This window comes from Enteractinococcus fodinae (assembly GCF_031458395.1).
Classification (GTDB): domain Bacteria; phylum Actinomycetota; class Actinomycetes; order Actinomycetales; family Micrococcaceae; genus Yaniella; species Yaniella fodinae.
The window spans coordinates 2,305,562-2,319,832 of sequence record NZ_JAVDYJ010000001.1 but is presented as its reverse complement, the minus strand read 5'-3'; the positions used below and the strand labels follow the sequence as shown (position 1 = coordinate 2,319,832).

Annotated in this window: 15 protein-coding genes; 5 read left to right on the top strand and 10 right to left on the bottom strand. The window is 58.0% G+C overall.

All coding sequences use genetic code 11. The features are described from left to right. Nucleotides 1-80: 80 nt before the first annotated feature. On the top strand, nt 81-812 hold the full coding sequence (gene aqpZ, locus J2S62_RS10790; protein ID WP_310174577.1) for an aquaporin Z: 732 nt from the start codon (nt 81-83) through the stop codon (nt 810-812). 29 nt (nt 813-841) lie between these two features. Here the strand turns inward: aqpZ and J2S62_RS10785 are convergent, their stop codons facing one another. From J2S62_RS10785 to J2S62_RS10760, 6 genes are all read right to left on the bottom strand, one after another. Further along, nucleotides 842-1,900, bottom strand: coding sequence for an SDR family oxidoreductase (locus J2S62_RS10785; RefSeq protein ID WP_310174576.1), 1,059 nt, complete (start codon nt 1,898-1,900; stop codon nt 842-844). An 11-nt stretch (nt 1,901-1,911) separates the two neighbouring features. Next, a complete protein-coding gene (locus J2S62_RS10780; protein WP_310174574.1) occupies nt 1,912-2,688 on the bottom strand; it encodes an OBAP family protein in 777 nt (258 codons plus the stop codon). A gap of 186 nt (nt 2,689-2,874) precedes the next feature. After that, nucleotides 2,875-3,288 (bottom strand): hypothetical protein, encoded by a 414-nt coding sequence (locus tag J2S62_RS10775; protein ID WP_310174571.1) that lies wholly within the window; start codon nt 3,286-3,288, stop codon nt 2,875-2,877. Between the two features lie 440 nt (nt 3,289-3,728). After that, nucleotides 3,729-4,640 carry a MetQ/NlpA family ABC transporter substrate-binding protein gene (locus J2S62_RS10770; RefSeq protein ID WP_310174568.1) on the bottom strand — a complete coding sequence of 304 codons (912 nt, stop codon included), beginning with the start codon at nt 4,638-4,640 and terminating at the stop codon, nt 3,729-3,731. Nucleotides 4,641-4,694: 54 nt separating this feature from the next. After that, nucleotides 4,695-5,375, bottom strand: a complete 681-nt coding sequence (locus J2S62_RS10765) for a methionine ABC transporter permease (RefSeq protein ID WP_310174566.1) — start codon at nt 5,373-5,375, stop codon at nt 4,695-4,697. Then, a complete protein-coding gene (locus J2S62_RS10760) occupies nt 5,372-6,376 on the bottom strand; it encodes a methionine ABC transporter ATP-binding protein (protein ID WP_310174564.1) in 1,005 nt (334 codons plus the stop codon). Before J2S62_RS10760 ends, J2S62_RS10765 begins: the two co-directional genes overlap by 4 nt. A gap of 127 nt (nt 6,377-6,503) precedes the next feature. On the opposite strand from J2S62_RS10760, the gene J2S62_RS10755 reads away from it, so the two are divergent. Further along, a complete protein-coding gene (locus tag J2S62_RS10755) occupies nt 6,504-6,902 on the top strand; it encodes a DUF3151 domain-containing protein (protein ID WP_310175863.1) in 399 nt (132 codons plus the stop codon). 334 nt (nt 6,903-7,236) lie between these two features. On the opposite strand, the gene J2S62_RS10750 is transcribed toward J2S62_RS10755, so the two are convergent. Beyond that, a complete protein-coding gene (locus tag J2S62_RS10750; RefSeq protein WP_310174563.1) occupies nt 7,237-8,943 on the bottom strand; it encodes a choline/carnitine O-acyltransferase in 1,707 nt (568 codons plus the stop codon). A 238-nt stretch (nt 8,944-9,181) separates the two neighbouring features. Here J2S62_RS10750 and J2S62_RS10745 point away from each other — a divergent pair, with 238 nt between their 5' ends. From J2S62_RS10745 to J2S62_RS10735, 3 genes are all read left to right on the top strand, one after another. After that, nucleotides 9,182-10,543, top strand: coding sequence for a TRAP transporter large permease subunit (locus J2S62_RS10745; protein ID WP_310174561.1), 1,362 nt, complete (start codon nt 9,182-9,184; stop codon nt 10,541-10,543). Between the two features lie 13 nt (nt 10,544-10,556). Beyond that, nucleotides 10,557-10,838 carry a hypothetical protein gene (locus J2S62_RS10740; RefSeq protein WP_310174559.1) on the top strand — a complete coding sequence of 94 codons (282 nt, stop codon included), beginning with the start codon at nt 10,557-10,559 and terminating at the stop codon, nt 10,836-10,838. 98 nt (nt 10,839-10,936) lie between these two features. Beyond that, nucleotides 10,937-11,407: a general stress protein gene (locus tag J2S62_RS10735; protein WP_310174557.1), complete on the top strand. Its 471-nt coding sequence runs from the start codon at nt 10,937-10,939 to the stop codon at nt 11,405-11,407. Nucleotides 11,408-11,484: 77 nt separating this feature from the next. Here J2S62_RS10735 and J2S62_RS10730 read toward each other — a convergent pair whose 3' ends face one another. The 3 genes from J2S62_RS10730 to J2S62_RS10720 all read right to left on the bottom strand — a co-directional run bounded on the left by J2S62_RS10730 (nt 11,485) and on the right by J2S62_RS10720 (nt 14,271). After that, the gene (locus tag J2S62_RS10730) at nt 11,485-11,742 is read right to left on the bottom strand and encodes a PspC domain-containing protein (RefSeq protein ID WP_310174555.1); all 258 of its coding nucleotides are present in this window, start codon (nt 11,740-11,742) and stop codon (nt 11,485-11,487) included. 51 nt (nt 11,743-11,793) lie between these two features. Beyond that, entirely contained in the window at nt 11,794-12,738 is a 945-nt protein-coding gene (locus tag J2S62_RS10725) for a bile acid:sodium symporter family protein (RefSeq protein WP_310174553.1), read from the bottom strand. A 162-nt stretch (nt 12,739-12,900) separates the two neighbouring features. Beyond that, the gene (locus tag J2S62_RS10720) at nt 12,901-14,271 is read right to left on the bottom strand and encodes an aspartate aminotransferase family protein (protein WP_310174551.1); all 1,371 of its coding nucleotides are present in this window, start codon (nt 14,269-14,271) and stop codon (nt 12,901-12,903) included.

The following is a 14,271-nucleotide window of genomic DNA, read 5'->3' as shown; positions in this document are numbered from 1 at the left end:
GGATGGTCTATGTCTATATCGCTACATCGTGTAGTGTCATAAGATGAAGCCACCAGACTTCTTGATGGAAGACGTGACATATGACTATTGAAATTGGGCCTACCACGGCAGCGCGTTTTTCAGCGGAAGTGCTGGGCACCTTCATCCTTGTGTTTGGCGGCGTGGGCACAGCTGTACTCGCCGGCACTCATGTCGGCTTTCATGGCATTGCGCTGGCCTTCGGGCTGACGGTGATCGTTGGCGCCTATGCTTTTGGCCCCGTATCGGGCGGACACTTCAACCCAGCGGTCACCATCGGGCTGGCCACAGCAGGCCGCTTTGCCTGGCGGGATGTGCCGGTGTATATCATCGGACAAATTATCGGGGGATTGCTGGCATCGAGCCTGTTATACCTCATTGCTACCGGTCGACAGGGCAGCGATCTGGGAAACTTCGCCGCCAATGGGTACGGCGAAGCTTCACCCGATGGGTACGGTCTGGTGGCAGTGATCCTCGTGGAGGTCATCCTGACCGCGGTGTTCCTGTTCGTCATTATCGGAACCACGTCCTCACGATCCACGGTGAGTTTCGCGCCACTGGCAATCGGTCTGTCGCTGACGCTGATCCACCTGATTTCGATACCCGTCTCCAATACCTCGGTTAATCCCGCGCGTTCAATTGCTGCAGCAGTATATGGCGGGGGCGAGTCTCTTGTTCAGTTGTGGGTCTTTCTCATGTTTCCTATTCTTGGCGCCGTGATCGCCGGCCTGCTGTTCCGTCCGATGTTAGACGGCGTGCGTGAAGCTGACTCTGCCCCATTGGAAGAGCTTTGAGGTCAGTGGGTTCCGGCTGGGTTGGGTTGTTATGGCACAGCGATCTTGGCGGCCTTCTTACCTGCCATCTTGAGCGCCTTCTTTGCGGCTTTATCCATCGTGATCCGCTGTACCGTGGCAGCCCCGACACCGACAGCGCCTAGGACGAGCCCGGCGGCGAGGACCTGTCGGGTCCGCGTTTTGCGTTTGCCAGCCCAATCCCCGTGGATGGTGTACTCGTCATCGGTATTCGACTCGTACAGGTTGCCGGAGGTCTCCGGTGCGGATTCTCTCCGGGATAGGTGGGTGGTGTCCACCTGGACTGCCATTTGTTTTTCGGTGGCACCCGGTGCGACACGGTGTTGTTTGATGAGTTCTTTCGCCCCGGCTCCGACAACCACGTTGTTTTCGGGTTTGGTCGCCGCTTTGAGGATGGCCTTGGCGATATCTTCGGGTGGGTGCACCGGAGGCATCGCACGGACTTTGCGACCGCTGTAGTTGGCGGTCCGTCCAAAAAACGGCGTATCCACGGTTGCCGGGGTGACCGTTACGACGTGAATGTCTTTCAGCTTCTCCAGCCACAGCTCCGAACGCAGGCTCACCGACAGCGAGCTCACCGCGGCTTTGGACATCGAATAAGCGGCGGTAAACGGCTGGGGCACGTGCGCGATGGCCGAAGACACATTGATCAGCACTCCCTGGCCCTGGTCTCGCATGTGGTGCAGTGCCGCACGGGCGCCGTGCACATAACCCATGACATTGGTTTCCAAGACCCGCTGAAAGTGGTCCAACGGTACAGTTTCGACCGCACCAAACAGACTGACCGAGGCGTTATTGACCCACACATCTAGCGAGCCGAATTGTTCGACTGCCCGGCGGGCCAGCGCTTCGACTGCCGTTGCGTCGGTGGTATCAGTTGGGATGGCGATGGCTTTCGCGCCGAGTTCTCGACATTCCTGAGCGGTCTCGTCCAGGGCTTTCTTACCGCGCGCTGCCAACACGAGGTGGCTGCCGGCTTTGGCGAACTGTCGAGCAGTGGCCCTGCCAATGCCGCTTGAGGCACCGGTAATGACGACAACGGCGCCGCGTAATTTCTTAGGTGACTTCATCTACTTTGTCCTTAGCCTTCGTATGAGGTGGTTGAGTCTCGCATTTCCATGTACTGCAGGTCAGTTTGTAAGGTTTGGCCGCTTTCCCACGAGTTGGCGCCCGGTTGGACCAGCGGTGTGGGAATATCGGCCCGGCTTGCGCGTTTCTTATCCGTGGACAGGCCCAGTCTGCGATCGCGGGCTTCCACGAGGTGGTCGTGTGCTTGCCCGTCGGCGGTGAAGCCCATCATCAGCTGCGGGATGCCGTACGGGAAATCATGTCGGTCATACTGCCAGGTGTGGAAGGTCTTGCCGTAGGTGGTGACCAGGTCCTCGAAGTAGGCGTGTTCTGCCAGTTCGGGGACACCCGGCGCTTGGAGAGTTCCGGATTTCACCTCGTGGTGGTGGCTGTGCCAGAGCAGTTTTTCATCTTCATCGAGGCTCTTGAAGCGTTCCTCGTTGATGATGTATTCGATGCCGATGAGTTTGGCATCGGGGGCGTTGCGGTCGAAGATCACGCACTGATGCAGATCGTGTTGGAGGTGGATGCAGAAATGCGAGGCTTCAACCTGACGGCCCATGTCGTCGGCATAGAAATGGAAGCCATTGAGATACGTACTCATCGCGTCGAGCGGGTACTTGGGTTGGAGCAGGTTAGAGCTGATATCCAACACTCGATGCTTCAGTGGATGGCCTTGCGAAATTTTGGCGGTGTTGAGCACCTTGCGGCCGGCAATGATGCTGGCTGCGGTGGCCGCGCCGGCAGCGATACCCACACCGATGCTTTTCAAATAATTATTCTGTCCCATGTCGTGACTCTATCGATTCGGGGCTGAGGTGAAAACAGCCCGGTGAACAAGAATTCTCCCGGTCAGGTCAGCGTGCAGGTGACCGGAGTGCCTACGTACAACAACAGTGCGGTACCTGCTCGAAGGAGCTGAGGTACCGCACTGTTATCATGCTGTATTTTGTCCGCTGTACGAACGTTGCAGACCTTATCGGCGAGGTCGTGGATCGACCGTTGCGTCGGGATGGTCTGGGTCCAGAGTTCGGCTTGGCAAGAATGCCAGGATGATTGCTGCGGCACCTACAACGAGGTGGAACCCAATATCAAAGCCGGTGAATTCATTGTTGAGGATCCCAAAGTGCATCGGGTCAATGAAGGTCACAACCGCCATGACCACGTAGATACCACCCACGACACCGACGGTGCCTCTGGCGACTTCATTGCGTGGCGGGCCGAAGCCAACGTACAACAGGACGATGGCAAGGACCGTGCGGGTGATGTCCATGGCCAAGTCGACGTTCATCAGGTCGAAGAGCAGCTCGCCTTCGCCTTCGATAAAGAACCCGACCACCGCCAGTAGTGCGATGACGATACCTAAGATTTTGGCTATGAGTTTGTGCATTTGTATCAGACCCTTCGTTTGCTAGTGCAGAGGTCAAGGGCAACGGATATTTCCTCCAGTGCTGCTTGAGGATTCTGCTCCGCTGGTGATGACCTCTTCGGAAAGAAGGTGCGGACGCTCTGTTATTGGCCGGGTTGTTTCTGGTGTCGTGATCCCGGCGTGCATCGGAACTGCCGTCGCCGGTTGTCTGACACTTCCTGGACTAACATGAGGTCCTCCGTGTGGTACTGATCGTGTGTACTTCGGTGTCAGGTGTTGCGTCTGGATCTGTCGTGTTTCAACTAGAAAAGTATGATCCTGTCTTCAGGCTACGCACTATGGTTTAGGGGCGTAAAGGCCTCTTGATCGAAAAATCCTCGTCGAATCCGGGCACAAAAAACGGCGCGGCACCTGCCCGATAGGGGACAAGTGCCGCGCCGTGGAATGAAAAACCGGAGCGGTTATTCTTCGTCGTTGGTTTCCGTGTCAGTGGTCTCGGCATCTGCGTCGCTACTGGCTTCAGTTGCCGGGATGACTTCACCCTCAGGCCAGTTCTCGGTGATGTAGTCGGCGACCTCTTGGGAGTGCAAGAGCTCTTCGAGCTGCTGGATGGCTTCGTTGCCGTCGTCTGCAGAGTTCCACGCCAGGATGTTGGCGTACGGGGAGTCTTCTGCATCTTCAACGATCAGCGCGTCATTGACATCCAGACCGGCTTCTAAGAAGTAGTTACCGTTGATAATGGCCGCATCGATGGAGGCGTCATCGACGACCTGAGCGAGGATTTCTGGTGGGTTCTCCTCAAACTGCAGGTTCATCGGGTTCTGTTCATCAGTCAAGGTTAGGGCAGCCGAGTCATCTTCGATGTCCTCGAGCATCCCAACTGCCTCCAGTAGCAACAGGGCGCGTGGCTGGTTACCCGCATCGGAGGTGATGCCGATGGTCGAACCTTCGGCGATGTCGTCGACATCATCATGCTGGCTGGAGAACAACGCGTAGGGTTCGATGTGGACCGGGTCGCCGTGGCTGATTTCGTAGCCGTGGTCTTCAATTTGCTGTTCTAAGAACGGTACGTGCTGGAAGTAGTTGGCATCCAGGTTGCCTTCGTCCATCTGACGGTTTGGCAGCTGGAAGTCGTCAAATTCGACGACCTCGATTTCGAGTCCGGCGTCTTCGCCGAGTTCTTGCGACACGAAGTCGAGGATCTGGCCGTGGGGGACCGGGGTCGCACCGACGGTCAGCGTGGTGACGCCGTCTTCATTGGCGGTGGGGCCTTCGGCGTTATCGTCGGCGCCGCCACACGCAGCGAGCACGAGTGCGGATGCTGCGGCGAGGCCGGTTAGTGATAGACGTCGTGAGAAACGAGATGTGTTCATGTGTACTCCTGACATGGTTATGGTGTGTGGAACAGACGCTGATGCTGGTGCTGCTCAGCGGTGATCAACAGCCGCTACGATCTTATCGCCAATCCATTGGATTAGCTGGACCCCGATCACAATGACCACAATGGTCACGATCATGATCTGCGAGTCAAAGCGCTGGTACCCGTAGTTGTAGGCCAACCGACCCAGGCCGCCGGCACCGATGAGCCCGGCCATGGCCGAGTAGCCGATCAGCACTACGGTTGTGTTCGTTGTGGCGGCAATCAGGCCCGGGAGGGCTTCGGGTAAAAACACCTTGGTGACAATTTGCCCGTTCGACATCCCCATCACCTGGGCGGCGTCGACGGTGCCCGTGGGGACTTCGCGCAGTGCGGTTTCGACCAGGCGAGCGAAAAACGGTGCGGTGGCAATTGTCAGTGACACGGTCGCAGCAATCGGGCCAATTGAGGTCCCCACCAACCACTGGGTAAATGGAATGAGCGCGACCATCAAAATCGCAAACGGGATCGAACGGGTGATGTTGACGATGATCGACGAAAGAATCGCGTACAGCGTGCGCATCGGAGCCAGTCCGCCGGGGCGGGTCAGGTGCAAGATAATGCCGATGACCCCACCGATGATCACGGTCGCAATCCCTGAAATCCCGACCATGACGATGGTGTCCCAGATGGCCTGGGGTAAGGCGGTTTCGAGCGCGCGATTGTTTAGGAGTTCTTCAAACCAGTTCATGCTTTGACTCCTTGCTTGGCGCGGACGCGAATCGCGAAACCATGGCGTGCCAGAGTGGCCTCGATGCCGGTGAGGTTGATGGCCTCGGGACTGTCGATGGCTAGCAGGTAGTGGGCAAAGCGGGTATCACCCAACGTTTCGATATTGGCTGCGGCAATCTCAACCTCCACCGGGTTTTCTTCGGCGATCTTCGTAGCAATCGGGGTATTGACCGCATCGGCTTTACCAATAGCCTCGATGACCATGTCTGCGCTGGCCGGCTGATGTGTCGGCAGGGGCAACAGTGAGCGTGACAGTTGCGAGTTCACGTCAGCAGCTACCGTGGAGAGTTTGCCCGACTCCATGATCGCGCCGGCTTCCAGCAATGAAACCGAGTCGCAGAGATTTTTCACCACGGACATTTCGTGGGTAATGACCACCACGGTTAGGTTCAAACGGTCTGCCACCGACCGGATGAGCGACAGGATCTCGTCGGTCGTACCCGGGTCCAGCGCTGAGGTTGGTTCATCACATAACAACACGTCGGGGTCGGCTGCGAGCGCTCGGGCTATGCCGACGCGCTGTCGTTGCCCACCAGATAATTGCGCCGGGTAGGTATCTTCCAATCCTTGGAGTCCGACGAGCTCGAGCAGTTCAAGCGCCCTGCTACGACGCTCGGCTTTCTTGGTGTTGACGATTTCTAGTGGCATCGCCACGTTTTCGGCCACGGTCCGTGACGACAGCAGGTTGGCATGCTGGAACACCATACCGATCCGACGGCGTGCATTGCGTAGCTGAGTATCGGAGACCGCGGTGAGATCCTGACCGCCGACAATGACCTGTCCTTTGGTCGGACGGTCTAATAAGGTCAGGCATCGGACCAGGGTCGATTTCCCGGCGCCCGAGCGGCCGATAATCCCGTGGATTTCGCCGTCGTCAATATCTAAATTGATGTCGTCGATGGCCACCACGTCCCGGGTGGGCTGGCGATACACCTTGGTAAGCTCTCGAACGGAAATCATGGTGTCCTAGTGTGGGGTTTACGTGCTTGACTCAGTATAAACACTGACAGCTACAGACCGCGTAGACTCAGCCCTAAAGGCTTAGTGGAAGGAAACAAACGTGTCGTCACTCATTGGCAAGAACCTGATGGAACCGGACCCAACGTTATTACCAGAGGAACCAGAGGTGCAGGCCCGCTACGAAGCTGGCGATTTGCCCGAGGAGATTGCCCAGCAATTCCCGGCTTCTTCACTGGCTTGGGCGATGGCTGCAGAAGATGCCTGGAACGATGGTCGCACCCTAGAGTCGTACGCCTATGCGCGGGTCGGATACCACCGCGGTCTGGATTCCCTTCGTGGCGCCGGGTGGAAAGGTGCCGGTCCGATTCCGTGGAGCCATGAGCCTAATCGGGGTTTCCTGCGCGCCCTGTACTCACTGGGTCGTGCAGCCGGTGCCATCGGTGAAACTGATGAAGTTGATCGCATTACTAAGTTCCTCAACGACTCAGATCCGACTGCCGCCGAACAGATCGAAGCCTCCCAGTAGAGGAGTAGTAATGGCCACACCCGATGTTCGACCCGTCGGGGACCTGCCCGATGCCATCGGCAAGACTGCTGCCCGGGCGCTTCAAGCTGCGGGGATCGACTCGCTTGCCTAGGTCAGTGAGCACAGTGCGAAAGAGTTGGTTGCACTGCATGGGGTCGGTCCCAAAGCGGTTGCCATCTTGAATGAGACGCTCGCAGCAAGAGGACTGAGCTTTCGTAATAACTCTGAGTCGTGAGGCCTCGATGGTGAAGAAACGAGCTGCGCTTCCCGAGCCAGGTTTTCCACGAGGTGACGCTGTCATCTCGCGGTGTGGCAATCCATAGTCCAACGACCCCTAGGTAATCGGAGTAAGACTCGCCAAGAAATCGTACAGCAGCTTGGCCGCAACAGTGAGGTTCTGCACGAACTCCTCGGCCTGCGCTGCTTCCGCACCCCAGGTGGTGACGTACTCAGTGCCCGAATCCACCGTGGTGTAGTGCACGCCGAAACCGTGATCAACGCTCGGAGGGATCACCGCTCGGCTGACGGCATCGGTATCATCGGTGGTAACTGTTGTGAGAAAAGCTTCCCGAGCTGTGGTGTGCTCGGTGAACAGTTCTGCATTAGCCCCACCGAGTTCTTGCCCAATGTGGTGCAGCATGAACAGGTGCTGGTCAAAAGCTTTGCCGTCTTTGGCTGCCTGAATCCACTGGCGATGCGCGACTAGGGCTGCGGTCAGTTGTGTTTCGGTGGCTTGGTCTTGTACAAGATGGGTGACAAAGTTGACGGCCTCCAGTGTGACCGGGCGGATCGTCTCGGACCGGCCGGCACGGAAATGGCGCATATCGCAGCACTGCTGGTGGGAACGAATCTGTCCGTAGGTGAGTTGTTGGGCGATCATCAACACTAACTGGGCCCGGGCATCCGCGCTGATGTCATACGGTAAATGCTCGTCGCGCCGCACCGTCACACGCCGGGTGCCGACACTCATAGCGCGTTGCAAATACGGGCGCAGATCATAGGTTACGTCCTGCCAAACCAGTTCCTGAGCGCGACCTAGCTGCGGGTCGGGCAGGGTGTCGAGCTCCTCGAGGTTGACCTGTTGCATGCGGGTCACAGCTGTTGCCAGGGTGCCAGCGTGCATCACCGAATGCTCAACGTGGGCTGCCAGCAGGTTAGTTTCGAGGCTCATCATGTAACTGATCGGTTTATAGACCCAGGCGTAGCCTGGCAAAAACGCCCAGCGTTGGAGGGCTTCATCCTCATCGTCAGCCGAAGGATCTAGTGCCAGCGTAAAGAGCATATTGGTCAACTGGTTGTACACCGACCGGTTGGCATCCTGTTTCCACGACCGGTCATCCGCCAGCACCTCCGAGCCCAGGGCTGCCATGCTCACGAAGTTTTGTGTCGGCAGTTCAGTCTGGGAGAGCACGTAGTCCACCGAGGCGCGCAGTTGGGTGGCGGTGAGTAGTTTGCCGTTAGTTCCGGTGAGCGGCACTTCCCACATGCGCCCAAAATAGAGCAGCCCCACGGTCCGATACGCGGCACCGGTGCCTGCCCGCACCCATACGTCCTGGTCGACCTCTGGGGTGCGGATCCCACCGTTGAAACTCACCCACGCATCCATCGATAGTCGCCGTCCGGTGGCATCATATTCGGGTTCGGTTTGGCGCGTGGCCTGTTGAATATGGACCGCACCGATGCGCTGCAACAGCTCCACGACTCGTTCCGCACCACTCGAGGCGGTCGGGACATCGAGCTGATAGGTCGCATTCGAAGCCAGCTGTAAGGGGTCGCGAACCTGTAAAGCCTGCTCAAGCCATTGTTCGGCCATCCAATTGGAACCAAAGTCCGCCATTGAGTCGGCATACTGTTCCAGTGTTTCTTGCAGTGCTGGGGCAGGCCCGATGACGAAATCGGCGATCGCCTGATTGACGTCCGCTTCCTGGGTCGCATCCAGGACCGCAGCAGACGCCATGCGGTAGCGCTCCAGCGACTCTTCAAGGCTGGGGACGGGAAGCTGTGGCAGATCGGTGGTCAAATGATGCGGATAAGTGCGCACGAGACTTCCTTCAGACGGTGAGATGAATGACATGCACAGTCTAGTGCGGGGAGGCATAGCCCTGTGAAGCTACCAGCTGCCCTGCTCCACGCCCCGAGGCACAGGAGTCGACGAAATCCTGCAAACGTGCCCTAACTCATGTAGCCTGAGGCACGTCCAAATTCACACAACTTAAAGTGAGCTGTTGGCACTATTACCCAATAAATCCCGTACCTAGTACCTGAGCGTTAGAAAAAATATGCCCGTTGAACTTCTGATACTCCTCGGCGTTTTCGTTTTAATCGCCGTCCTGTTCCTCTTCGCCAGGCGACCGATCTATGAAGTGATGGCAGTGGCCTTCGTCTTCGTGGTGCTCGCCTCGGGACAATGGGCTGAGTTTGGGAACTATCTGCTGTACCCGGCCAGCAACAACCTCTTTTATATTATTTTCGCCTTCTTGGTCGTGGCGGTGATCTTTGAGGCTACCGATGCGGTCAATCGCATTATTCGCATCATGTTGTCGGTGATCGGGAAATTGCCCGGTGGGGCGGGATATGTGGCGTTGATGGCCAGCGCGTTCATGTCCTCGCTGTCCGGCACGGGACCTGGCAACGTGGCCGCAACCGGGGTATTCACCATCCCGATGATGAAACGCACCGGCTTCCCGCGGCACTTGGCGGCCACCACCGAGATGTCAGCCAGTATGTTGGGCAACATTATCCCGCCGTCTGGGATCGTGATCTTATCGTTTGGGATCTATCATGACGTCACCGGCGACGACATCTCCCTGACCACCTGGATGCTTGCTGCCTACGTCATCGGCCTGTGGTTCTTCCTGCAGCGCCTGATCACGCTATTCGTGTTGGCGAAGATCAATAAGGTGCAACCGGTGCCCGAAGATCAGATGCCAAAGTTTCTCCCAGCCCTCAAAGAGGGCTGGTCTGCGCTCCTGCTGCCGCTGGTCATCTTTATCCCGCTGTTTATCGACTCACAAGCGACCGAGTTTTTGACCAACCGCCTCGGTGAAGACGGCGCCGAAGCATTCTCCAGCGCTGTGCTGATGTTCACCCCCGCCGTGGCAGCGGCCTACGCGATCTGGATCGGCCGGTCGAACTTTAGCCGCGGCACCCAAGGTGCCAAAGAACTCTACGACGTCTTCGCCAGATCGCTCAAAGTCGTTGTGCCGATCTCGGCCACCATTTACTTCGCGTACGCGACCTCTGAAGCCTTCACGGGCATGGGCGTCGATGACGCGGTGCGGGACATTTTCGTCGCCATGAACGTGCCGCTGTGGTTGCTCATCATTATCATTCCGCTGCTCTTTGCCGTGCTCGGGATGATTCTGCCAGGTTCGGCACAGATCGCGATCCTGGGTGCAGCGATGATTGGCGTCTTCGCAGAACTCGGTGGCGATCCGCTCCTGCTAGCCATGCTATTGCCAGCTATGACGGGTGCGCTCGAAGGGATGACCCCGCCGTTAGCGCTGGGACTCTATGTGGCCACGGGTATCGCGGAGTCGGACTTTAATAAGACCGCCCGGTACGCATTTATCTGGGTCATCACCCACATCATCCTGTCGATGCTCTTGCTCGCCGGCCTTCTGCCGATCTTCGTGGTATGAAAGGATTAACACTATGAAACGCTTCCTCACCACGGTCTACGGGGTCGTCACCGCGATCGCCTTTTCCCTCGGGCTGGTGGTAGCCGTCCTGTTCGTCATCGCCCTGATCGTCGGCCAAGACTTAGGGGAGACCCTGGCGCTGCTGGCCGGTGACATCATGATGTGGGGCATCGCGCTGGCCGCAATCGCAGTACTAGCGGGCCTGATCTATATCTACGTCACCGGCTCACACAGCCTGGTCATGGAGAGGAGTCCTAAAAGTGACAAGAAGGATTCTTCGGACAGTGATGCTTAGCTCCGAGTAACTGCACAGCACGTCCTTTTCTTCTTATGCTGCACATCCGGCTTTGTTAGAGTCGCGAGGGAAAGCACCCGCTGTGAAAGGAGTGTTGTATGTCAGAATATGCTCAGCAAACCCTACAACAGGACCCGCCGCTGACCACCATTATGGAAGTCACCGATTACATGGAGGGCCAGCTGGCGGTGGATCGTCTCTCCGATGCTGGCTTCCCAGTCGATGGCGTCAAGATCATCGGCCACGACATCAAATCCGTGGAAGTCGTCACCGGGCGTATGACCACCGGTAAAGCCGCCGGTCTGGGTGCGCTCAGCGGCCTATGGTTCGGACTCTTTGTCGGACTGCTGCTCGGGATCTTCGCACTCGTTGGGTGGCTGACCATCATGATCACAGCCCTGGTCTTGGGTGCTGTGTTCGGTGCGATTGCCGGAGCCGTCGGGCATGCCATGACCCGCGGTCAACGCGACTTTTCTTCCGCCCAACGGCTGGAAGCCTCCCGCTACGAAGTGCTGGTTCCGACCCAGCGCGTCGATGAAGCCCGCTCCATCCTGGGCATGCCGAACTAACCTCAAGACTTCACCAAAAACGGTGGGTGATGGCCTCGGCTATCACTCACCGTTTTCGTGCGCGACGTATCGCGTGATTAGTTGCTCGACGAGCGGTTGCTGCTCAACATGCGCTCCAGCGGAATGCTGTTGTCGCGCCACGGGGTGATGAGCCAGACGATGGCATAAATGCCCCAGCCCAGCACCGGGAGCAAGAATAAGATCAGCACAACGAGCCGAATCAACCACACGTTCGTCCCGGTTCGTGAAGCGATCCCACCTGCGATACCGCCCAGCAAGCGCTGGGGTCCACGTCGGAAACGAATGCTGCGGATCATGTCGAAAATGGCGTCCATGATCATGACGCTACGCTACTTGCCGGACCGCGACAAGCAAGATTCCGCACATTAAACCTTGGCTCGTCTTGCTGGGTTGAGCGGGACCGGTTCGATCAACTGGACGGCGTTGTCGCGACTGAAGATTTTCGCGGCGATGATCAGGGCCACGACACCGGCGAGATTGACCAGCGTGATGATCATCAGCACCCCGGGGTCATCGAAGTTTCCTTGGGCTACGATCATGGCCGGTGCCACACCGCGTTGTGCAGTCCCGAGTGAACCGACGTCTTTGAGGTGGCCGTGGCCGTCACCCATCGCCCAGCCGAGGAACAGGGATAGTAAGAGGACATAGGTGCCGACCATGATGGCTTTCCACACCTGGAAGTCGGCAAGGGCCGGCAGATAGCCGATCACAATGGCGATGATCAGCACGTACAGCGAGATATTCGAGATCCGACCGACCCAGGGCTGGATGGTCTCGGCGAAGCGCTCGACGAACTGATTGAGTAGCATACCGACCGCCAACGGCAGGATCATTTGGGTCAATAAGTTCTGCGTCACCAGCCACACGTCCACCGTGGCGCCTTCCAGAATGATCGGCAGCATGACGGGTAACACGATGATGTTGCCAACGGTCAGCACCAACAAGACCGCCGCCGCAAGCGCGAGATCGGCATGCGAGATATCGGCGAGCCGGATGAGAAATGTAGCGCCGGCACACAACCCGAAAATCAACAGCCCGGTCTGATACACCGGATCGAGGTCGACCAGCTGCACGATGGCGATCATGATCGAGGGGATCACCACGAAGTTGAGCAGCAACATCCGCCACAGAAACGACCGGTTAATCTTCAGATGCCGCCATAACTTGGTGGGTTTCTGCGTGAGACCGACATTGAGCATCGAGCTGAGGACAAAAGCTAATACGGCCCAGGATCCGAGGGTTTGGAAAAATTCGTACATTGCCAGCCCCTTGCGTTCAGACTTCGGTTCGACTCCGGAAACCCTGGTCAACCCGGGGTCACCTACCGGAAAGTGTAGCTTGGGGGCTGGTGAGGTTGAAGCTTTGAACAGGTCAGAGCTGGCTGCCGAAATCGAGGAGCGTTTTAACAGCGTGGCGCGGTGAACCCGAACGGTTCACCGCGCCACATCGTTGGCTCTGTTAGAACAGCACGATTAGTGCTGGTAGTACTGATCTGCGACCGACAGGGCCTCGTCCAGAATCGCCAGGCCTTCGGTGACGACCTCGTCGTCGGTATTCAGTGGCGGCACCACGTGGATGCGATTGAAGTTTGCAAACACGATCAGCCCGAGCTCTTTACACTTGGCAATGACCTTGCCCATCGCCTCGGAGCTTGACCCATAGGGGGCCAGCGGTTCCTTGGTTTCCCGGTTGGTCACCAACTCGATGGCCCAGAAGCATCCGAGACCACGGACATCACCGACCGATGGGTGGGCTTCTTGCAACCGTTGCAGACCGGGCCCAATGACCTCGTTGCCCAGGCGGGTCGCGTTGGCGTTCATACCTTCGTCTTCCATCGCGTTGATGGTCGCCACCGCGGCCGCGGTGGCCAGCGGGTGCCCCGAGTAGGTCAACCCGCCAGGGTAGACCCGGTTGCGGAAGGTATCATAGATCGCCTCATTGATCACGACACCACCCAGAGGAACGTATCCGGAGTTCACACCCTTGGCAAAGGTGATCAGATCCGGGGTGACGTCCCAGTGGTCGACGGCGAACCATTCGCCGGTGCGACCGAAACCGGACATGACCTCATCGGCGATGAACACGATGCCATATTTCTTGGTCAGTTCTCGCACGCCGGCCAGGTACCCGGGTGGTGGGACATAAATGCCCGCCGTACCCGGAACGGACTCGAGGATCAGCGCGGCGATGGTACTGGGGCCTTCCAACACGATCGTGTTTTCGAGGTTTTCCAGTGCGCGGGCAACCTCTTGTTCCTCGGTTTCGGCGTGGAAGTAGGACCGGTAGGGGTAGCACGGCAGGAAGTGCACGGTCCCGGTGGACGCGGTGTCCGAGGCGAAACGGCGTGGATCCCCGGTGACATTGACCGCAAGATGAGTGCCACCGTGATACGAACGGTAGGCCGATAGCACCTTGGTTTTGCCGGTGTGCAACCGCGCCATACGGATCGCGTGCTCGTTGGCATCGGCACCGCCGTTGGTGAAGAACACATAGTCCATCCCTTGGGGTGCCCGCCCAGCAATCAGCCGGGCGGCCTCGGAACGCGGTGCCGAAACATGCGCCGGTGCAATCGTGGCGATCGTGGCGGCCTGTTCCTGGATGGCCGCCACAACTTTGGGGTGCTGATGACCAATATTGGTGTTGACCATCTGCGAAGAGAAATCGATGTAGCGTTTGCCGGTCTCATCCCACATGAATGAGTCTTGCGTTTTCACCACGGTCATCGGGTTGAAGGGCTCCTGGGCCGCCCACGAATGGAACACGTGCTGCCGGTCCAGTTCATAGGCGCGTTTGCCCTCGGCACGCTGCGCATCGGTGACCTCAGAAGAATGGGTAACAGTCAT

What these genes read in the sequence shown, in the direction of transcription:
- aqpZ (WP_310174577.1), top strand. Translation starts at nt 81, where the DNA reads ATGACTATTGAAATTGGGCCTACCACGGCAGCGCGTTTTTCAGCGGAA.
- J2S62_RS10785 (WP_310174576.1), bottom strand. Translation starts at nt 1,900, where the DNA reads ATGAAGTCACCTAAGAAATTACGCGGCGCCGTTGTCGTCATTACCGGT.
- J2S62_RS10780 (WP_310174574.1), bottom strand. Translation starts at nt 2,688, where the DNA reads ATGGGACAGAATAATTATTTGAAAAGCATCGGTGTGGGTATCGCTGCC.
- J2S62_RS10775 (WP_310174571.1), bottom strand. Translation starts at nt 3,288, where the DNA reads ATGCACAAACTCATAGCCAAAATCTTAGGTATCGTCATCGCACTACTG.
- J2S62_RS10770 (WP_310174568.1), bottom strand. Translation starts at nt 4,640, where the DNA reads ATGAACACATCTCGTTTCTCACGACGTCTATCACTAACCGGCCTCGCC.
- J2S62_RS10765 (WP_310174566.1), bottom strand. Translation starts at nt 5,375, where the DNA reads ATGAACTGGTTTGAAGAACTCCTAAACAATCGCGCGCTCGAAACCGCC.
- J2S62_RS10760 (WP_310174564.1), bottom strand. Translation starts at nt 6,376, where the DNA reads ATGATTTCCGTTCGAGAGCTTACCAAGGTGTATCGCCAGCCCACCCGG.
- J2S62_RS10755 (WP_310175863.1), top strand. Translation starts at nt 6,504, where the DNA reads ATGGAACCGGACCCAACGTTATTACCAGAGGAACCAGAGGTGCAGGCC.
- J2S62_RS10745 (WP_310174561.1), top strand. Translation starts at nt 9,182, where the DNA reads ATGCCCGTTGAACTTCTGATACTCCTCGGCGTTTTCGTTTTAATCGCC.
- J2S62_RS10740 (WP_310174559.1), top strand. Translation starts at nt 10,557, where the DNA reads ATGAAACGCTTCCTCACCACGGTCTACGGGGTCGTCACCGCGATCGCC.
- J2S62_RS10735 (WP_310174557.1), top strand. Translation starts at nt 10,937, where the DNA reads ATGTCAGAATATGCTCAGCAAACCCTACAACAGGACCCGCCGCTGACC.
- J2S62_RS10730 (WP_310174555.1), bottom strand. Translation starts at nt 11,742, where the DNA reads ATGGACGCCATTTTCGACATGATCCGCAGCATTCGTTTCCGACGTGGA.
- J2S62_RS10720 (WP_310174551.1), bottom strand. Translation starts at nt 14,271, where the DNA reads ATGACTGTTACCCATTCTTCTGAGGTCACCGATGCGCAGCGTGCCGAG.